The sequence below is a fragment of the Flavobacterium buctense genome, from assembly GCF_014486695.1.
Classification (GTDB): domain Bacteria; phylum Bacteroidota; class Bacteroidia; order Flavobacteriales; family Flavobacteriaceae; genus Flavobacterium; species Flavobacterium buctense.
In genome coordinates, this window is record NZ_JACTAB010000007.1 from 1 (window position 1) to 19,410 (window position 19,410).

17 protein-coding genes are annotated in these 19,410 nt (G+C 35.9%); 11 read left to right on the forward strand and 6 right to left on the reverse strand.

Features of this window, described 5'->3' with window-relative positions; all coding sequences use genetic code 11:
• Positions 1-440: 440 nt before the first annotated feature.
• Entirely contained in the window at positions 441-1,112 is a 672-nt protein-coding gene (locus ICG50_RS10585) for a DUF4294 domain-containing protein (protein WP_187660892.1), read from the reverse strand.
• A gap of 80 nt (positions 1,113-1,192) precedes the next feature.
• Here ICG50_RS10585 and ICG50_RS10590 point away from each other — a divergent pair, with 80 nt between their 5' ends.
• The gene (locus ICG50_RS10590; protein WP_187660893.1) at positions 1,193-2,281 is read left to right on the forward strand and encodes a M42 family metallopeptidase; all 1,089 of its coding nucleotides are present in this window, start codon (positions 1,193-1,195) and stop codon (positions 2,279-2,281) included.
• A gap of 70 nt (positions 2,282-2,351) precedes the next feature.
• On the opposite strand, the gene ICG50_RS10595 is transcribed toward ICG50_RS10590, so the two are convergent.
• From ICG50_RS10595 to ICG50_RS10605, 3 genes are all read right to left on the reverse strand, one after another.
• Entirely contained in the window at positions 2,352-2,834 is a 483-nt protein-coding gene (locus tag ICG50_RS10595) for a hypothetical protein (RefSeq protein WP_187660894.1), read from the reverse strand.
• 206 nt (positions 2,835-3,040) lie between these two features.
• Positions 3,041-3,415, reverse strand: coding sequence for an ankyrin repeat domain-containing protein (locus tag ICG50_RS10600; RefSeq protein WP_187660895.1), 375 nt, complete (start codon positions 3,413-3,415; stop codon positions 3,041-3,043).
• 149 nt (positions 3,416-3,564) lie between these two features.
• Positions 3,565-4,512 carry a phosphoribosylaminoimidazolesuccinocarboxamide synthase gene (locus tag ICG50_RS10605; protein WP_187660896.1) on the reverse strand — a complete coding sequence of 316 codons (948 nt, stop codon included), beginning with the start codon at positions 4,510-4,512 and terminating at the stop codon, positions 3,565-3,567.
• 172 nt (positions 4,513-4,684) lie between these two features.
• Between ICG50_RS10605 and ICG50_RS10610 the strand changes: the two genes are divergently transcribed.
• The gene (locus tag ICG50_RS10610) at positions 4,685-5,698 is read left to right on the forward strand and encodes a glucosamine inositolphosphorylceramide transferase family protein (RefSeq protein ID WP_187660897.1); all 1,014 of its coding nucleotides are present in this window, start codon (positions 4,685-4,687) and stop codon (positions 5,696-5,698) included.
• 23 nt (positions 5,699-5,721) lie between these two features.
• On the opposite strand, the gene ICG50_RS10615 is transcribed toward ICG50_RS10610, so the two are convergent.
• Positions 5,722-6,675, reverse strand: a complete 954-nt coding sequence (locus ICG50_RS10615) for a PhoH family protein (RefSeq protein ID WP_187660898.1) — start codon at positions 6,673-6,675, stop codon at positions 5,722-5,724.
• A gap of 123 nt (positions 6,676-6,798) precedes the next feature.
• Between ICG50_RS10615 and ICG50_RS10620 the strand changes: the two genes are divergently transcribed.
• From ICG50_RS10620 to mnmE, 8 genes are all read left to right on the forward strand, one after another.
• The gene (locus ICG50_RS10620; protein ID WP_187660899.1) at positions 6,799-7,623 is read left to right on the forward strand and encodes an SAM hydrolase/SAM-dependent halogenase family protein; all 825 of its coding nucleotides are present in this window, start codon (positions 6,799-6,801) and stop codon (positions 7,621-7,623) included.
• Between the two features lie 29 nt (positions 7,624-7,652).
• The gene (locus tag ICG50_RS10625) at positions 7,653-7,949 is read left to right on the forward strand and encodes a putative quinol monooxygenase (RefSeq protein ID WP_187660900.1); all 297 of its coding nucleotides are present in this window, start codon (positions 7,653-7,655) and stop codon (positions 7,947-7,949) included.
• Positions 7,950-7,979: 30 nt separating this feature from the next.
• Positions 7,980-8,705: a gliding motility-associated ABC transporter permease subunit GldF gene (gldF, locus tag ICG50_RS10630; RefSeq protein ID WP_187660901.1), complete on the forward strand. Its 726-nt coding sequence runs from the start codon at positions 7,980-7,982 to the stop codon at positions 8,703-8,705.
• Positions 8,705-10,387: a gliding motility-associated ABC transporter substrate-binding protein GldG gene (gldG, locus tag ICG50_RS10635; protein ID WP_187660902.1), complete on the forward strand. Its 1,683-nt coding sequence runs from the start codon at positions 8,705-8,707 to the stop codon at positions 10,385-10,387. The genes gldF and gldG overlap by 1 nt, the downstream gene beginning before the upstream one ends.
• A 147-nt stretch (positions 10,388-10,534) precedes the next feature.
• Complete coding sequence (gene dnaN / locus ICG50_RS10640; protein WP_187660903.1) at positions 10,535-11,653, forward strand: DNA polymerase III subunit beta; 1,119 nt, start codon at positions 10,535-10,537, stop codon at positions 11,651-11,653.
• Between the two features lie 147 nt (positions 11,654-11,800).
• Complete coding sequence (locus ICG50_RS10645; protein ID WP_187660904.1) at positions 11,801-12,727, forward strand: ABC transporter ATP-binding protein; 927 nt, start codon at positions 11,801-11,803, stop codon at positions 12,725-12,727.
• The gene (locus ICG50_RS10650; protein WP_187660905.1) at positions 12,717-14,939 is read left to right on the forward strand and encodes a redoxin family protein; all 2,223 of its coding nucleotides are present in this window, start codon (positions 12,717-12,719) and stop codon (positions 14,937-14,939) included. Before ICG50_RS10645 ends, ICG50_RS10650 begins: the two co-directional genes overlap by 11 nt.
• 48 nt (positions 14,940-14,987) lie before the next feature.
• On the forward strand, positions 14,988-16,397 hold the full coding sequence (mnmE, locus tag ICG50_RS10655; protein ID WP_187660906.1) for a tRNA uridine-5-carboxymethylaminomethyl(34) synthesis GTPase MnmE: 1,410 nt from the start codon (positions 14,988-14,990) through the stop codon (positions 16,395-16,397).
• On the opposite strand, the gene ICG50_RS10660 is transcribed toward mnmE, so the two are convergent.
• Positions 16,398-18,359, reverse strand: a complete 1,962-nt coding sequence (locus ICG50_RS10660; protein ID WP_187660907.1) for an endonuclease — start codon at positions 18,357-18,359, stop codon at positions 16,398-16,400. It abuts the gene before it with no gap.
• 205 nt (positions 18,360-18,564) lie between these two features.
• Here ICG50_RS10660 and ICG50_RS10665 point away from each other — a divergent pair, with 205 nt between their 5' ends.
• Positions 18,565-19,350, forward strand: coding sequence for a sulfite exporter TauE/SafE family protein (locus ICG50_RS10665; RefSeq protein WP_187660908.1), 786 nt, complete (start codon positions 18,565-18,567; stop codon positions 19,348-19,350).
• Positions 19,351-19,410: the final 60 nt, after the last annotated feature.

Sequence of the window (19,410 nt, forward strand, 5' to 3'; positions counted from 1 at the left end):
TTTTAATATCGCTTTCATTCTCAAAGCGGGTGCAAAAGTAATCATCTTTTTCTTTATAACAAGCTTTTTTGAAAATAATTTTAAATTTATTTTCTTTCTGCTTGGTTTTCAGAAAATCAGGGTTGCTAAGATAAATGGTTTTATTTAGCTACACAAATTTTCTTTTGATTTTGTGAAATCTTAATCCAAAAAAGTAAAGAACTCTGCTCTAATGCGGGTGCAAAAGTAATACTCTTTTTGGCATTTGCAAGTGTTTTTCAACTCTTTTTTGGATGTTTTTTGCAACTCGTTGGTTCTACGGTTTTTGCAGGTGAAAGTTTTTTTGATAGTTTAAAAGTATTCAATACAAATCCTAGTTAGCCCCGATTGTAGTGGCACCGTGTAAAGCGAAAAGCGGGAATATGGATTACTGACACAACCCTAACCCTTTGCTTCAAAAACTATTTTTTTGACGCTTTTTTCTCCCAATAGTCTGTAAGCTCGTCAATATCAACAGGAGTTGCTGATTTTTGTGGCATGAGTCTACCTCTGATGAAAGCTCTATCGAGTATGGATTCGATTAAAAAGTCTTCATTGACTTCGTAAGGTTGGTATTTTGTTTTAAGATTGATATCGAAAAGTCGGGCTGTATTATTAGACCAAAAGGCCTTCCAACCACTTTTGTAATCTTTAATCAGTTCGAAAGTAGTATAACCGGTTTGTCGGTGAATGAGTTTGACTAAAATTTGGCCTTGCTTTCTGGAGAGTTTTTTTAATTGTGCTGTGAATTCGTTTTCCATGTAATCTTCAACAATTTTGAAATATTTCTTTTTCTCCTTGTTGGTTTTCATTTTATCCATGTTTCTATTTAGAATGGTCAACCTGTCTGCAGCTGCTTTAGCGAATGGATACACCTTATATACTCTATTTTGAAGTAATAGAAATTCTTTCTTCTCAGCCGGTGTTAATTTGTTTTTATAGACAACGACTTCCTCTAACAAAATAGGATCTTTGACTATCGTGTCATTTTCGTCAGTTACTACCTCTTTTTTTTGAATAGAATCTGTTGTGATTTGGGCATTCGCAACTGATGCCACAAACAATACAAAAACGAATAAAAGCAACTTCTTCATAGCTAATAAAAATTAGGGTAAAAATATAGAATATCCTTAACAACTGTAATGCCAAATTTATATTTTAGCAAAAAAAAATTATGGCAACAAAATCTATACTTACAAAATCATCACTAACATTTTTAGAAAACTATTTAAATAATGCTTCTCCGACCGGTTATGAATCGAACGGACAAAAGCTTTGGATGGATTATTTAAAACCTTATGTAGACACTTTTATCACGGATACTTATGGTTCGGCTGTTGGGATTATAAATCCGGACGCGCCTTATAAAGTAGTTATCGAAGGTCATTCGGATGAGATTTCTTGGTACGTTAATTATATTACTGATAACGGCCTGATATATGTAATACGAAATGGTGGTTCCGATCATCAAATTGCGCCTTCCAAGAGAGTAAACATACATACCAATAAAGGAATAGTAAAAGGTGTTTTTGGTTGGCCGGCGATTCACACGAGAAATCGCGGTAAAGAAGAATCGGCTACTTTACACAATATATTTATAGACTGTGGCTGTTCAACAAAGAAAGAAGTTGAAGCATTGGGAGTACATGTTGGTTGCGTGATTACCTATCCGGATGAATTTATGATTTTGAACGGCAATAAATTCGTTTGCCGTGCGATTGACAATAGAATGGGTGGATTTATGATTGCGGAAGTAGCTCGCTTATTAAAGGAGAATAAAAAGAAATTACCCTTTGGATTGTATATTACTAATTCTGTTCAGGAGGAAGTTGGTTTAAGAGGTGCCGAAATGATTACTAAGACCATCAATCCTAATGTAGCTATAGTTACCGATGTTTGTCACGACACCAGCACACCAATGATTGATAAGAAAATCGAAGGCGATTTAGAAATGGGTAAAGGTCCGGTTATTGCTTATGCACCGGCAGTTCATAATACTTTAAGAGATTTGATTGTCAATACCGCTCAAGACCAGAAGATTCCTTTTCAACGTCATGCGACTTCGCGAGTAACCGGAACAGACACTGATGCTTTTGCTTATAGTAATGGTGGCGTGCCATCGGCATTGATTTCGCTTCCGTTGCGCTATATGCATACTACTGTAGAAATGGTTCATCGTGAAGATGTGGAAAATGTAATTAAATTGATTTATGAGAGTTTATTAAAAATAGAAAACAACGATTCTTTCTCCTACTTTAAATAATAACTAATAAAAAAGCATCCCGAAAAGGATGCTTTTTTGTTTTACAATGCTGAAAATTATTAACCTAAACTTATAATTTTAAATCTGTAGTAATACCCATATTATTGTTACTGGATTTATTAATTTTTAGTAAGCAATTAATTTTTTCAAAATCCAAAGGATAATACTCATTATCCACATTGCTTTCCACAATTTGATTTCTTTCAGCAATTTTGTCTTCAACAGACATTTCTAATGCAATAGGCTGATAAACATCCTCGCAAGTATCGGTAACCAATTTGTTTTCGGCTATTACTTCCTCTAATGTTTTGTTGTAAGTTGATTTAATTACGGAAGCCGGATTAAAAATAGTTGCCTCTTCTCCTGAATTTTCAATGGTAAATTTTGAAATTTCGTTTTTTACCAAAGTCAGCTGACTTTGTTTTTGAGTGTTGTCTACACTTACTGTAGTTAAATCCTGTTGAACTAAATCTTGTGCGTTTAATTCGTTTGCTGCATTACTATTAGTAAAACTTAAAGCAGCTAATCCTAAAAAAATGATTGTTGTTTTCATGATTGATTTTTTTTTGATGATGATTCTTTTTGATGATGATTTTGATACTACTATTAATATCCTATGCAAATATATGGCTAAAAAAAGGTATCTTGTATTACATAGTACTTAAATTTAACATAATTTTAACTTTTAAAATACCCTAACTGAATGATTTACAGAATAAAGCGCCGTTCTTACAGTAAACGACGCTTTGTTTAAATTGGTTAGACTTGTTTCAACAAAGCAACTGCTTCATTGGCATTTGAGAGCTCAGCATACTTTAAGGCCGTGAATCCTTTCTCATCTTTGGCCTCTATTTTTGCACCTTTATCTAATAATACTTTAATGATTTCCACATTATTGTAACGAGCGGCTAACATTAATGGAGTCGTTCCGTTTGTTGATTCGTTTACATCGGAACCATACTCGATAAATTTTTTAACGGTAGCCAAATCTCCTTTAACGATAGCGTTACAAAGAGGCGTAACATCATATAGTATAACTTCAGTTGGTTGAGACGTTGTTGAAACGTTGGTTGCCAAAGCAACATTGGTAAAAGCTACTAGAGCTAAGCCTGCGAAAAAGATTGTTTTCTTCATGATGAATGATTTAAAAGTTATTGATTGTCAGTAAGACGTCGTAACCCTAATTTTCGTTGCATCAAATAGTTAAGTATAACAAAATTTTAACATTAGGCACAAAAAAACCACGCCTAAACGTGGTTCATCATCTTATGTTTACTCTTACTTTACGATTTCAAAAAGTTAACTACGTTTTTTTCTATTCGTTCATTAATGTTAGAGATATCAGCTTTGACAAATTTTTCTCCAAGAATATTTTCGTACAATTCTATATAACGTTCCGAAACCGTTTCGATATATGCTTCAGTCATATCTGGAATTTGTTGTCCTTCTTTGCCTTGGAAACCATTTTCGATTAACCAACGACGCACAAATTCTTTTGACAATTGTTTTTGCTCTTCGTTGTTATCTTGTCTTTCCTGATAACCATCGGCGTAGAAGTAACGCGAAGAATCCGGTGTGTGAATTTCGTCAATTAAAACAATTACACCATCTTTAGTTTTACCGAATTCATATTTGGTGTCTACCAAAATCAATCCGCGACCGGCTGCGATTTCTGTTCCGCGTTGGTACAAAGCTCTGGTGTATTTTTCTAATACCAAATAATCCGCTTCGGAAACGATGCCTTTTTCTAAAATAGCTTCACGCGAAATGTCTTCGTCATGAGAACCGTTATCAGCTTTAGTGGTTGGTGTTATAATTGGAGTTGGGAATTTGTCGTTTTCTTTTAAACCTTCCGGCATGATTACGCCACAAAGTGTTCTTTTTCCTTCGGCATATTCTCGTGCTGCATGACCGGAAAGATAGCCTCTAATTACCATTTCAACTTTGAAAGGTTCACAAAGATGTCCGACAGCTACGTTGGGATCAGGAGTTGCAATTAACCAGTTAGGAACGATGTCTGCAGTCAAGTGCATGAACTTGGTGGCAATTTGGTTTAAGATTTGACCTTTGTATGGAATTCCTTTAGGCATTACGACATCAAATGCAGAAAGTCTATCTGTAGCAATCATGACTAAAAGTTCGTCGTTAATATTGTAAACCTCGCGAACTTTACCGCGGTAAACCGATTTTTGCCCCGGAAATTGGAAATTTGTATTGGTGATTGTATTCATATTGTTGTGTTGTTATCCTAAAAAAGACAAGGATAAATTGTTGTGCTGCAAAAATAACTTGTTTTAAAGTGTTAGACAACAACTTAACCAAATTTGTAAAAAAAATTATATAATTGCAAACTATTAAGTATCATAGCATTGAACCGTGGTAAAAAAAATATTCTTAACACTTATGATACTCGGTGTAATCATCGTTGTCATTTTGAATCATCGAGTACCCTTTTTTAAACACACAGGAGGACCATGGTCTATTGGATTCGGGTTCTCTAAAGAATATCCGAAAGAAATTAGTTTTCACCAAAATAAAATCTACAGCTTCGAGGAGTTAAAAAGCCAAATTGATAGTACTCAGTTTATTGCTGATCCCTTTTTTATTAAAGAAAAAGACACTTTTTACCTCTTCTTTGAGCATAAAAAAATTAATAATTTCAAAGCAGTTATTGGCTTACTTACTTCAGTTGACGGACATCATTACCAATATCGAGGCACAGTTTTAAAAGAAAATTTTCATTTATCCTATCCCCAAGTTTTCAAACATAAAAAAAACTATTATATGCTTCCTGAGAGTCAGGGTGCTAACCATGTTTTGCTCTACAAAACAGAGAAATTTCCATTTGATTGGAAAATATGCGATACGCTTATTACTAATACACGATTGAAAGACCCAACAATCTATCTTTCTGACACTTTAAATATTATAGTAGGCAGCGATAAAAACTTTAAAATGCACATGTATCAAGCTAATAATTTACATGGAAATTGGAGATTACATGATAGACCTTTGGTGATGGAAGGCACTGAATCCCGTCCAGGCGGACGCTTTTTTGCAGATAATAAAGGATTGGTCTTACCGGTTCAAAATGCCCATAAAACATATGGTTCTGGTCTTTCTTTATATCGATTACAATTCAGAAACAACTTCTATACTATAAAGAAAGAGAAACATCTACTTCTCAAATCACAAGAAAACATAAAAGAATTTAATGCTGGCATGCATCACCTTGACATCCAAAAAATAGACCATCTTTATTACTGTGTATATGATGGCAATCAAAAAAAGAACAACGAAATCGTATTTAATTATAAATTACCTCTACTGCTTAACTATTTGGACTGTAAAAACTGGTTTCGACAAAATAGTTCAAACCGATATTCAAAAAAACAACAAACCCTATCATCGGAATAGGGCTTGATATTAATTTAGGTAAATTAGTAATCGTTGTTCTCAATACTCTTATAAGCATCAATTACTTTTTTCACCAATCGATGGCGAACGATGTCTTTATCATCTAAGTATATGATTCCGATGCCCTCAATGTCTTTCAGCACCAAAATTGCTTCTTTCAATCCGGATATAGTACGACGTGGTAAATCCACTTGCCCAGGATCACCGGTAATGATGAACTTGGCATTTTTTCCCATCCGGGTAAGGAACATCTTCATTTGAGAATGTGTAGTATTTTGTGCTTCATCCAAGATTACAAATGCATTGTCTAATGTTCGACCACGCATAAAAGCCAGAGGTGCGATTTGAATAATACCTTTCAGCAAATAATCTTCTAAAGTTTGCGGCGGTAACATATCTCGTAATGCATCGTACAAAGGTTGCATGTATGGATCGAGTTTTTCTTTCATATCGCCTGGCAAGAACCCCAGATTTTCACCAGCTTCAACAGCAGGACGTGTTAGAATAATTCTTTTTACCTGTTTTTCTTTCAATGCTTTTACTGCCAATGCAACACCCGTGTAGGTTTTTCCGGTTCCGGCCGGACCAACCGCAAAAACCATGTCGTTTTTGGCTACATAATCCACTAACTTTTGTTGGTTTGGTGTCATGGCCTTAATCAGCTTTCCGCCTATTCCGTGCACCAAAATTTTGTCACTGTCAGGCATGCGTTGTTCGTCCTGAGAATTGCTTTGTATAACGCGATCAATGACATTGTCGTCAATATTGTTATAGCGGGTAAAATGCAACATCAGTCGGTTAAAGCGATTTTCAAACTCATCGAGTTCTTCTTTTTCGCCAAATGCCTTCAGGGTTGTACCACGAGCGACAATTTTGAGTTTTGGATAGTACCTTTTAATAGTTTCAAGATGAGCATCTTGAGCGCCCCAAAATTCTTTAGGTGCGATGTCGTGTAATTCAATGATACGTTCGTTCAAAAGCAGTAGTATTAAATTAAAATAATTCGCTATATATTATTAGCTTTGTATCCAAATTTAATCAAATAAAAGAATAGGTTTTACTATTTTTGAGTCCAATTTCTACCAAGTTATAAACAATCTATGTCAATAATTACCTTAACTACCGATTACGGATTAAAAGACCATTTTGTAGGCGCTTTAAAAGGTAAATTGTTATCCGAGTTTCCGGAAGCCACCATTATTGACATTTCGCATCATATTGACGCCTTTAATATAGCCGAAGCTGCTTACATCATTGGTGCTGCTTATAGCAGTTTCCCTAAAGGAACTGTTCATTTGATTGGTGTAGACATAGAGTTGAATGCCGAAAACCAGCATATTGCGATGCAATGGAACGACCAATATTTTGTTTGTGCCGATAATGGTATCTTGAGTATGTTGATTCAAAAGATAGTCCCGCAAAAATTAGTTACCATTACGATACACGATCGATTGCCCAATGATGCCACAGATTTAGATGTTTTTGTAAAAGTCGCATGCCATTTGGCTAAGGGCGGCTTGCTAAATGTCATTGGCAAAGAAATAAAAACTATTAAAGAGGTCACCGAATTACAAGCCGTTGTTCAAGAGAATCAAATCAAAGGTTATGTAATTTATATTGATCATTTAGGGAATGCTGTGACCAACATCTCGAAGAAACTATTTTTAGAGATGGGCAAAGGCCGACCTTATGAAATCAAATTCAAAGGTCAAAACATCAAAACGATATTGCCAAAATATTCCGATATAGTCGTATCCGAAAAGTATACTTGGAAAGATTATGAAGGCGAAAAGCTTGTGATTTTTAACGAAGCCGGTTTTTTAGAAATAGCTATTTTCCGAAGCAATCCGGATACAGTAGGTTCTGCAAGTTCCCTTTTAGGATTAACATACAGAGATTTAGTGATAATAGATTTTAAAAATTAGGGAATTAGAGACAAGTAAAAAAGGATAAAATGTTTGTTAGAATAGTAAAAATGAGCTTTCACGAAGAAAATATTCCGGCGTTTCTGGAAAATTTTGACAGTATCAAAGAAAAGATACGCAGTGCTGAAGGCAATCGCTTTCTGGAGTTGTATCAAGACAAAAACAATCCGTGTATTTTCTTTACTTATAGTTATTGGGAAACCGAAGAGGATTTGGAAAATTACAGGCGTTCGGCTTTGTTTGACGAGGTTTGGACCTTTACCAAAAAATTATTCAACGAGAAACCTGAAGCATGGAGTGTAGATAAAGTGGTCAGTTTACAGTAATTAGTATTCAGTAAAAAATAAAAAAATATAATGAAATCAATCGCATTACGAGAAATAAAATCCTTTTTTGGTTCACCCATAGGCTATTTAGTGATAGCCATTTTTCTTTTGCTCAACGGGTTGTTCCTTTGGGTTTTTGATGGAGAATACAACATTTTACAAAGCGGTTTTGCCGATTTGAGTCCGTTTTTCACTTTAGCCCCATGGATCTTAATTTTCCTTATTCCGGCCGTAACTATGCGCAGTTTTTCGGATGAGAAAAAACAAGGTACTATTGAGCTTTTGCTGACCAAACCATTATCGATTTGGCAAATAGTCAACGGCAAGTTTTTAGGCTCATTTCTACTGATTGTAATTGCGTTAGTACCAACTCTAGTCTACGTTTACGTAATTTCAAGTTTAGGCTCGCCTGAAGGCAATATCGATATGGGCAGCACTATGGGTTCGTATTTCGGACTGTTATTTTTGGTTGCTTCTTACACAGCTATTGGCATCTTTACTTCTACCCTTTCGGAAAATCAAATTGTTGCGTTCCTAGTTTCGGTGTTTTTATGCTTTCTATTTTATTTCGGATTTGAAGGCGTTTCTAATTACGTTACAGGTTTTGAAGATGTCGTAGCCAAAATTGGAATGGATTATCATTTCAAAAGTATGTCTCGCGGGGTTTTGGACACTCGTGACATCTTGTATTTTGTGAGTGTCGCCTTTTTGTTTTTATCGTTTACCGTGTATAAATTAAAATCCTTGAAATCGTAATGAGTGCGTCTAAAAATAACTTAAAAAAAATAGCCCTAACCCTATTGTTTGTGGTAGTGCTGAACTTTGCCGGTCATTTTGCCTTCAAACGATTTGACTTGACTGCCGACAAACGTTATACGCTTTCTGAAACTTCTTTAACTATTGTAAGCGAAGTAAAAGAACCACTTTATATTGATGTGTTCTTAGAAGGAGAATTTCCGGGTGAATTCAAAAAACTGCAAACGGAAACCCAACAATTATTAGAAGAGTTCAAAGCCGAAAATCCTAATATTATCTTTCAGTTCGTTAATCCGCTTGAAGAGGAAGAACAAAGAGATGCTACTATCCAATCTTTTTTAGAACGCGGTTTAACTCCGGTAAATGTTACTGTCAATAACAAAGGACAACAAACTCAAGAAGTAGTTTTTCCATGGGCTGTCGCAACCTGTGGTGACCGTTCAGTAAAAGTACCCTTGCTAAAAAACATGATGGGTGCTTCAACCGCGGAAAAAGTGGTGAGCTCAGTGCAACACCTGGAATATGCTTTCGCCAATGCTATTAATACGGTTTCAAAAGCCAAACAAAAGAAAGTAGTTATCCTCAATGGAAATGGTGAAATCGAAGACCGTTACATCGCAGATTTCATCAAATCCGTAAGAGACAATTATTATATCGGACCATTTACTTTAGATTCGGTAGCCAAAAGTCCTAATGAGACTTTAAAATACCTTAACAAATACGACTTAGCGGTCATTGCCAAACCCACAGAAGCTTTCACTGATGAAGAAAAACAAGTTTTAGACCAATTCATCATCAATGGCGGAAAAACACTTTGGTTAGTGGATCATGTGAATATGGAAATGGACAGTTTGTATAACGAAACCGGTTCCAATTTAGCTTTCCCAAGAGATTTAGGTTTGAACGATATGTTCTTCAAATATGGTGTTAGAATTCGTCCCGACTTGATTTTTGATTTACAAAATACCCCAATTGCTTTGGCTACCGGCGAACAAGGAAGCGCCACGCAATACACGCAATATCCTTGGTTTTATTCGCCAATGGTTTATCCCACGATTAACAACCCAATTGTAAGTAATTTGGATGGCATCAAGTTTGACTTTACCAGTCCGATTGAACTTTTAGGGAACGATATCAAAAAAACTGTTTTATTGCAGTCGTCTAAAGTTTCAAGATTGATTGGTACTCCGGCTCAAGTGAGTTTAGAAGTAGTTTCCCTTCGCCCTGAACCAAAAGAGTTTGCCGGAAAAGGGAACTATCCTGTAGCAGTTTTATTAGAAGGACAATTTCATTCCATGTATGAAAACCGAGTTTTACCGTTTAAAGATGCGACATTCAAAAACTTGGGCAAAGCCAATAAAATGATAGTGATTTCAGACGGAGACATTATCAAAAATCAATTGGATAAAGACGGTCAGCCACTCGAATTGGGTTATGACAAATGGACCAATAATTTGTATGCCAACAAAGAGTTTATGATGAATTGTGTCAATTATTTGTTAGACGACAACGGACTTATTAACATTCGGAGCAAGGAAGTAGATTTGCCTATACTGGACAAACAAAAAGTCTTTGACAACTACACCTATTCGCAAGTCGTAACTGTAGCAGTACCAATCATTATCTTATTGTTATTCGGCGTAGCCTTTACCCTTTTGCGCAAGCGAAAATACAGTAAGTAATGTTAATAAAAAACTTTTTGAAATCTGTTAGTTTAAGATATATTTGTAAAAAATAAAACAAAATGAAATGCCTCAATTGAGGTTTATCATAAAAATGGTATTTGATGGGCATTCCATCTTCCAATAAAAAATAAATAAAAAATCCAGATGAAATTCATAGTATCGAGTTCATACTTATTAAAACAACTACAAGTTTTAGGTAGCGTTATCAACAGTAGCAATACCTTGCCTATTTTAGATAATTTCCTATTCGAATTAGACCATAAAATCCTAACTGTTTCTGCTTCTGATTTAGAAACGACCATGTCGGCTACTTTAGAAATTGATTCAACCAGCAAAGGTAGCGTGGCTGTTCCGGCAAAATTGTTATTAGACATTCTAAAAACGTTTCCAGAGCAACCATTGACATTTACAGTAGAAGAAAACAGTACGATTGAAATCAGTTCCAATTCAGGAAAATACGCTATTGCCTATGCTCCGGGAGAAGAGTTTCCAAAATCGGTAAGTTTAGACAATCCATCCTCTACTGTAGTTCCTTCAGAAGTATTGGCAACTGCTATCAGCAAAACCATTTTTGCTGCCGGAAACGACGACTTGCGCCCGGTAATGAGCGGTGTGTTTTTTCAATTTTCTCCGGAAGGATTGATTTTCGTAGCAACTGATGCTCACAAACTAGTGAAATATGCACGTACTGATGTAAAAGCTTCAGAAGTAGCGGATTTCATTATGCCAAAAAAACCTTTGAACATTTTAAAAGGAATTTTAGGAACGTCAGAATCTGATGTAACAATTGAATATAACGATTCCAACGCGACTTTTTCTTTCGACAGTTATGTATTGACTTGTCGCTTAATCGATGGAAAATATCCAAACTATGAAGCAGTAATTCCAAAAGAGAATCCGAATAAATTGATGATTAACCGTGTTCTTTTATTGAACTCTGTGCGTCGTGTTGCGATTTTCTCTAACAAAACTACGCACCAAATTCGCTTGAAAATCGCCGGTGCCGAATTGAATATTTCTGCCGAAGATATCGATTACTCTAACAAAGCTGAAGAGCGTTTGACTTGTGATTACCAAGGCGACGATATGCAAATTGGTTTCAACTCCAGATTCTTATCTGAAATGTTGACTAATCTTCAATCAGACGAAATCATGTTGGAAATGTCTATGCCAAACCGAGCCGGAATCCTAACGCCAATTGATGGCTTAGACGATGGCGAAACTGTTACTATGTTGGTAATGCCGGTAATGTTAAACAACTAAGATAAACTAACCATAGTTATGGAAAACCGTCTCGATTGCAAAATCAAGGCGGTTTTTTTTATTCCCAAAAGATTGCATGACTTCATTTGTCATTTATCTAAATTAAATATGTTATTTTACTTACTTTAGCTAAAATAAAAAAATATCATGGCCGATTATATAATTCAAACCGAATCACTGAATTTCCAATATTCAAAGGATAAAAAAGTCTTAGAAGATATTTCTATTAATGTTCCGAAAGGGGCTATTTATGGTTTTTTAGGTCCAAATGGCGCCGGAAAATCAACTACCATGAGATTACTCACCGGAATCATTCCTGAACAAGGCAATGCCATCAAACTTTTTAACCAACCCTTGCAAGAACAATTGCCGAAGGTTTTTGCAAAGATTGGTTCCTTGGTAGAATCACCTGCTTTGTACTTGCACTTGAGTGGCATTGACAATTTAAAATACATTGCCAAACTTAGAAATATTCCGGAAGAAAAAATTCATGAAACCTTGAAACTGGTTGATTTATCGCGTGATGGAAAACGCAAAGCCAAGCAATATTCATTAGGAATGAAACAACGCCTTGCCATTGCCATGGCTTTACTAAACGAACCTGAATTATTGTTGCTCGACGAACCCGTGAATGGATTGGATCCAAACGGAATTATTGATATTAGAAAACTACTTATCAAACTCAACAAAGAAAATGGCGTGACCATATTTGTTTCGAGCCATTTGCTTAGCGAAATTGAAAAAATGTGTACCCATGTTGGCATTATCAGTAAAGGCAAACTGCGTTTTGAAGGCACCATGCAGGAACTTTCCAAAGCAGCCGGTTTGTGTAAAATTCAGCTTACGATTGATGAGGCTCAAAAATGGCAAACCGAACTGGAAGCCAACTATCAAAATGTGAATTTAGTTGCCCAAAACCAGCTTACGGTAGACATTGGAAACAAAGAACTCATTCCTGATTTTATTAAAACCCTTATCTCCAAAAACGCCTCGATTTATGAAGTGAAAATCTTGGATGGATTAGAAGAATGGTTTATGACAATAACTAATGATAATCATACCGATGAAAAATAATATAGTCAACTTTATCACCGCTTTAAAAGCCGAAAATATCAAGAAAAGAGGTACCGGTTTTTATTGGACCAGCGCCATTTTGGGGATTATTTCTCCCATCTTATATTTTATAGTTTCTATCGTTATAAACACCGAAGAAATTAAAGCAACCTTGCCTTTTAATTTTTACCAGAAATTTATCCATGAAGCAGTAAATCCCTTTGCTTACTTCTTTTTTCCATTACTAATCATCATTATTGTAAGTCGTATTACACAATTAGACCATAAAAATGGAGGTTGGCAATTAATGGAAACCCAGCCTACATTTAAATTCTCCATCTATTTTTCGAAGTTTGGCATCATCTTAATCGCTAATTTGATTTCAATCCTTTCTTTTGTCTTAGTGTCATTACTCTGCGCTTGGTTACTGACATTTATTTTAACTATACCTAAATTGGCGCAAATGGAAATCCCTTTCAGCGGAATCTTCCATATTATCTCCCGATTGTTTGTAGCATCGCTTTTAATTACAACCATACAGTTTATCATCTCTGTTTTGATTCCGAGTTTTATTTGGTCAATCATAATTGGCTTTTTCGGATTATTACTCACTGTATTTCTTAAGCCATTTGATTTGGTTCCGGTTTGGTATCCTTATGAAATCCTTTCTAAAATTGCTGTAAATCCGGATGGTAGTGACTTGGGCTATTGGTTTACCTTTACGGAATATGTGGGCTTGACCATCAGTATTGTATTGTTGCATATTGGTTTTAATTGGTACCGACACAAAACACTAAAACTGACTTTTAACAAAATGTCAAAAATAATAAGTTTGGCTGCCGTTCTACTGGTTTTTGGTGGATTGACCTATTGGTTGTTAAAACCCAATCAAATGCCCGATTACGACAAAACAGTATTTAGCGGTAGCATTGACAGTAAAGATCAATTTCAATACGTGTATGTAAAAGACAATACAGTTCAAGACACCATTGCAGTCATTCCCATTAAAAACAATACGTTTCATCATATTTTTGCCAACGAGGTAATCACTGATAATTATACATATGTCATCGACGGGAAATATGGAGGTAATGTCTTTTTCGGTCAAAAAGACAGCATTTATTTACAGGGAAAAATATCGGGTCAAGTCTCTGAATTCAAACTCAAAGGAACAAGATTGGCCGAAAATCAAATGGCCACTAATTCAGTGCTGGATTGGAGTATGGTCTCTTATTTTTTAGAAGAAAACATCAATTTAGACAAACCCAACATCATAATTGAAGCATTGCATGATGAATGGAAAGAAAGTATGGAAACTTCCAATAAATTCAAAACCGTTGACAATTATGTTCCCAAAAACGATTATGTCGAAAGAAACCAAAAATTGATCACCACGCGTTATTTGAACTTATGGAATGATTTTCTAAAAAAGCGAGCTGCCTTGTATCCCAACGAGGAAACTAAAGGCGGAAAGATGATAGCCGAAATGCAAAAAAATCTATCCTTAACCGATGAAAGTTTGCTCAGCAGTCCGGACTATTTTGACTATATAATCAGCCAACTGATAGCTAAAAACAACCAGGACATTGACGACAATACTAAATCCATTTTAGCCATAACAAAAATGAAAACCGGTTCTTTTAAGGACAAAATGCTATTTTGGCAAATGAACAAAACCATTGAAGAAGCATCCACAAGTAAGGAAAGAAATGAATTTGTGTCACGTTACATTACCCAATTCAGTAACAAGAGATACCAACAAAAAATCAACCAAATCAACAATATTGTCGAAAGTATGGGCAAAGGCAAACCGGCACCTCTCTTTGAAGCAACCACTATTGATGGTAAAAAAGGATCATTGGCTGATTTAAAAGGAAAATACGTCCTTTTGGATGTTTGGGCAACTTGGTGTGGACCGTGTAAACAACAGTCCCCATTTTTTGAAAAATTTGCCTTGAAATATAAAAAAGAGAACATCCAATTCGTTGCCCTAAGTACCGATGAAAACATCCAAAAATGGTATATAGCTGCGAAGAGTAAATCCAAATCGGTGTTGCAATTGCATGCCGATAACCCCAACTCATTTGGAAAAGATTATGCCGTCGTTTCCATACCGAGATTTATTTTAATAGATCCGAACGGTAATTTTGTCAATGCCGAATTACCCTTTCCTAGCGATGCTTCTTTTGAAATATTATTGCGTAAAGCGATGAATTTACCCGAAGAAGAATAACCGGATAGCTGTTTTAGTTTTAGTATCTTTGCCAACAAACAGAGAAAAATGAATGCACAGGAAACTATTGTAGCTTTAGCTTCACCTTCGGGTGCCGGTGCCATTGCGGTTATCCGAATTTCGGGTACTGCCGCGATTTTCATTGCCGAACAAGTTTTTCAATCGGTTTCCGGAAAAGCCATCAGCAAGCAAAAAACCCATACAATTCATCTCGGACACATAGTTGATGAGGGAAAAGTGTATGACCAAGTGTTGCTTTCTATTTTTAAAAATCCGCATTCTTATACCGGCGAAGATGTGATTGAGATTTCTTGTCACGGCTCGACTTACATACAACAACAAATCATTCAATTAGTACTTCGGAAAGGTTGCCGAATGGCGCAAGCGGGAGAATTTACTTTACGCGCATTTTTAAACGGTAAACTCGATTTGTCTCAAGCCGAAGCGGTAGCCGATTTGATTTCGTCAGATAATGAAGCCAGTCACCAAATTGCCATGCAACAAATGCGCGGTGGTTTTAGTAACGAAATTGCGAAACTACGGGAAGAGTTATTGAATTTTGCTTCACTCATCGAACTTGAATTAGACTTTGCCGAAGAAGATGTAGAATTCGCTGACCGAACTCAATTTAAAGATTTATTAAACCGAATCGAATTCGTTTTAAAAAGACTAATTGATTCCTTTGCTGTTGGAAACGTAATCAAAAACGGAATTCCGGTTGCGATTGTAGGCGAACCCAATGTGGGAAAATCGACTTTATTAAATGCTTTATTAAACGAAGAACGCGCCATTGTTTCCGACATCGCCGGAACAACTCGTGACACTATCGAAGACGAATTGGTCATTGACGGAATTGGTTTTAGATTTATTGATACCGCCGGAATTCGCGAAACCAAAGATGTGGTTGAAAGTATTGGTATTAAAAAAACGTTTGAGAAAATTGAACAAGCGCAAGTCGTTTTGCTATTAGTTGACGGTTCTCGGTTGTCCGTTGAGAGTTTGACCGGCGTAAAAATTGAAATCGAAAAAATTCGAAATCAGTTTCCCTTAAAACCCATTGTAATCATCATCAATAAAAAAGATTTGATTGCTCATGAAATGATTTCAACCATTAACCACCAACTGACAACAGACAATGGTCAACCGACAACTATATATCTTTCCGCCAAAAACAAAGAAGGCATTGATGACTTAAAAAAACAATTAATGTCGTTCGTTAATACCGGTGCTTTGCGTAATAACGAAACCATAATAACCAATACGCGTCATTATGATTCGCTGTTAAAAGCTTTGGAAGAAATTCAGAAAGTGCGTTTTGGCATGGACACCCATTTATCTTCAGACTTAATGGCCATTGACATTAAACAAGCCTTATATTATTTTGGCGAAATTACGGGCGAAGTCACTAACGATGAGTTGCTTGGAAATATTTTTGCGAATTTCTGTATCGGGAAGTAATTATTCAATCACTAGTTTCTTCACCTCAGTTTTGCTATCACTGGTAATTTTGGCCAAATAAATTCCGGAGCTTACATTGGGAGAAATTGGGGCTTGACCAGTAACTTTTTGCTCAAAAACTTTCATTCCTAAACCGTTGTAAAGTTCAATCGCCGCTTCGGAATTCAATCCGGAAACGATAAAACTATCTCTCGCCGGATTGGGATAAATCACATACTTCGCCGTTTGGTTTTCGTTAGTAGAAAGCGAAGCAAACCATGCCTGACCTACATTGGCGCCCCAAATATAATCGGCTAAAAGCGGATAATCAATAAATGGATTTCGGTTCATTTGCCAAGTGTAGATGTAATTATTTCGGTTCATTTCAAAATCGTCTCTTGGGTCACTTTGATTCCACGATAACAACGTGGTTAAATCTCCTAATTGCCCTACAGTTGTGTCAGGAATATCTCCATTTACAACGTCTAATCCATTGTAACGAATAGCCATGTAAAAAACAGCTCTGGCAACATCGCCTTTCCAAGAACCTTGGGTTCCGCTTGGTCCATTGTACCCGGTTAACCCATAATCTTTGTTACTTCTGGAGCTATTTTCAGGTCCGTCTTCAGCGCGAATGTGATGAGCATCAGCATGACCGGCTGCCAAATCATCGGCATTGGAAGACGACCAAACATTAATTCCATCAGGTGTATCTTCGGTAGCATTGACAAATCCACCACGAGATTGCGGGTAGATATGCTCTCTGTTCCATGTTCCGACATTGCTGGACGAAGTTTGAAAATCGAGTTTGGCTCTTGGCGATTCAACATACATCATCCAAACCTGATTACTATTGAGTGGATTTTGATCCGCTACTCTCAATATATCCGTAACATCGCCGTAAGTATGGGCACGAACTGCTGCAGGATTGGCAATTATATCCTGTAATCCTTGTTTTAAAGCCGTTCCGGATAATCCTTCAATAGATGCATAATAACCAACCGGCACTGTACTTGTCACATTTCCATAAGTCGGATTCAGCGGTGTTCCAAAAGGTAAAGTTGAAAAATCATTGTCGACGACTCTAATTTCAAGATTATCGTTTCTACGATTGTAACCGAATGGCAAATCACCAAATTTTATTCTTAGTACTTCATCGCCTTCATCTACAATATCATCAACCAATGTAATGGTAGTTGCAAATGAATTAGCACCTATCGGAATAAAAACTGTGGTATTTCCAGTAAAATCATTTGTATTGAAAGAACCATTGGTCAGTGTAAAAGAAAATAACAAATCACTTGTCACATTAGTTTGCGTTGTAAAAGTAATTGAAAAACTATCGCCTTCATTTTTATTGGCAGTATTGGCAGTAATAGTTATTCCATTAAAAATAAAACCGCTTCCGTCATTATTTGCTCCCGGAGTTGGTGCCTTTACTTCCCATGTACCATCAATTTTTCGTTGAATGGATTGGGTTGTCCCAAGACTATTGATATTCTCATTCTCTTGTGTAGATTCACCCAATAAAGTTTGTAAAGAGGGAACCGCAGTTGCATTATTAGAGTGAACCAATGCATCAATCAAATTGGTAGTAGTGGCAATAGTTCCCGCAGGAAAATCAGCTGTTGAACCTAAATATAAACCAACACCATCCGGACCGTTTTGAATAGAACCAATACTAAAAATCCTTTCAGGCACTGGTGCTACTAAATTATTACCAATCAAAATCAAACCATTTACATCGGTAGTGAGACCATTCAGACTTACCGTAAAATAGCTGGTATCCGCTAAAGATCCCGTTCCGTTAAAGAAAACAAGTACGTAACCATTAAGAGAAAAATTGGGTGTTTCTGATTTTAGTTCGATGAATTGTTTGTCATTGGTACTTGGTGTATCAGCATCAAATTCATTGATAAGCACCTGAGATTGTACTATTGATGAGGACGCCATCAACAGACAGAAGACTATTTTTTTGAGCATTAATTGAAATTTTGTCAAATTTATTGATATGCAATCTATTAAAACTACAATTCAATTTTTTTGTGATAATTTAACTAACACTGAAATGATTTTTAAAGAAAAACCTTTAAAATACAAGGCTTAACGTTAGAATTTTACTACATGAAATCTGTGGCTATTTTTTAACATAAATACACTATTTTTACCCTAATTATTATTGCAAACAATGCTTGAGATTTTAGGATATGTTGGCGCCTTATTCATAGGCATCGTTTTAGGGATTACCGGTGGCGGAGGTTCTATTTTAACGGTTCCGATATTGGTTTACTTGCTCAATTTTAATTTTGTAATAGCCAGTGCTTATTCCCTTTTTATAGTCGGAACTACCTCTGCATTCGGAAGTTTTCAGAATTTCAAAAAAGGATCAATCGACAGCAAAACTGCTTTACAATTTGCCATACCTTCCGTACTTGGCGTTTATCTGTCACGAAAATTTATAGTTCCCAATATTCCTGACACCCTATTTTATTTTGGTTCGTTACAACTTACTAAAGAGACTTTTTTAATGTTGATTTTTGCTGTCGTGATGCTATTGGCTTCCATTTCAATGCTTAAAGAGAGTAAAGTAATTGTGAAAATCGAACCTCAAAACAAATATTGGTTAATTCTTCAATTGTTTTTGGTGGGTATATTGATTGGCTTGATTGGCGCCGGTGGTGGATTTTTAATTATTCCGGCTTTGATGAAATTGGCTAAATTGCCTATCCGAAAAGCCATTGGTACTTCACTACTAATCATCACAATTAATTCGTTGATTGGCTTTCTTGGAGATGTTCAAACCACTGTAATAGATTGGGAGTTTCTCTTGACTTTTACCGCTTTATCCGTGATGGGTATTTTTATTGGGCTTTTTATTCAAAAATACATCAATGAAAAAAGACTCAAAAAGCTATTTGGCTTTTTCATTTTAGCCATGGCTGTGTTTATTATCTATAAAGAGATATTTTCATAAAGTAATCTAAATTCAAATGGTTTCTACACATCAAATCTTTAAATTTGCATAAATCTTCTC

Bases quoted from the DNA above. Each gene is read 5' to 3' on its own strand.
- ICG50_RS10585 (WP_187660892.1), bottom strand. From the start codon at position 1,112: ATGAAGAAGTTGCTTTTATTCGTTTTTGTATTGTTTGTGGCATCAGTT.
- ICG50_RS10600 (WP_187660895.1), bottom strand. From the start codon at position 3,415: ATGAAGAAAACAATCTTTTTCGCAGGCTTAGCTCTAGTAGCTTTTACC.
- ICG50_RS10625 (WP_187660900.1), top strand. From the start codon at position 7,653: ATGTTTGTTAGAATAGTAAAAATGAGCTTTCACGAAGAAAATATTCCG.
- ICG50_RS10665 (WP_187660908.1), top strand. From the start codon at position 18,565: ATGCTTGAGATTTTAGGATATGTTGGCGCCTTATTCATAGGCATCGTT.
- ICG50_RS10590 (WP_187660893.1), top strand. From the start codon at position 1,193: ATGGCAACAAAATCTATACTTACAAAATCATCACTAACATTTTTAGAA.
- ICG50_RS10605 (WP_187660896.1), bottom strand. From the start codon at position 4,512: ATGAATACAATCACCAATACAAATTTCCAATTTCCGGGGCAAAAATCG.
- ICG50_RS10650 (WP_187660905.1), top strand. From the start codon at position 12,717: ATGAAAAATAATATAGTCAACTTTATCACCGCTTTAAAAGCCGAAAAT.
- ICG50_RS10610 (WP_187660897.1), top strand. From the start codon at position 4,685: ATGATACTCGGTGTAATCATCGTTGTCATTTTGAATCATCGAGTACCC.
- gldG (WP_187660902.1), top strand. From the start codon at position 8,705: ATGAGTGCGTCTAAAAATAACTTAAAAAAAATAGCCCTAACCCTATTG.
- ICG50_RS10660 (WP_187660907.1), bottom strand. From the start codon at position 18,359: ATGCTCAAAAAAATAGTCTTCTGTCTGTTGATGGCGTCCTCATCAATA.
- ICG50_RS10595 (WP_187660894.1), bottom strand. From the start codon at position 2,834: ATGAAAACAACAATCATTTTTTTAGGATTAGCTGCTTTAAGTTTTACT.
- ICG50_RS10645 (WP_187660904.1), top strand. From the start codon at position 11,801: ATGGCCGATTATATAATTCAAACCGAATCACTGAATTTCCAATATTCA.
- dnaN (WP_187660903.1), top strand. From the start codon at position 10,535: ATGAAATTCATAGTATCGAGTTCATACTTATTAAAACAACTACAAGTT.
- ICG50_RS10620 (WP_187660899.1), top strand. From the start codon at position 6,799: ATGTCAATAATTACCTTAACTACCGATTACGGATTAAAAGACCATTTT.
- mnmE (WP_187660906.1), top strand. From the start codon at position 14,988: ATGAATGCACAGGAAACTATTGTAGCTTTAGCTTCACCTTCGGGTGCC.
- gldF (WP_187660901.1), top strand. From the start codon at position 7,980: ATGAAATCAATCGCATTACGAGAAATAAAATCCTTTTTTGGTTCACCC.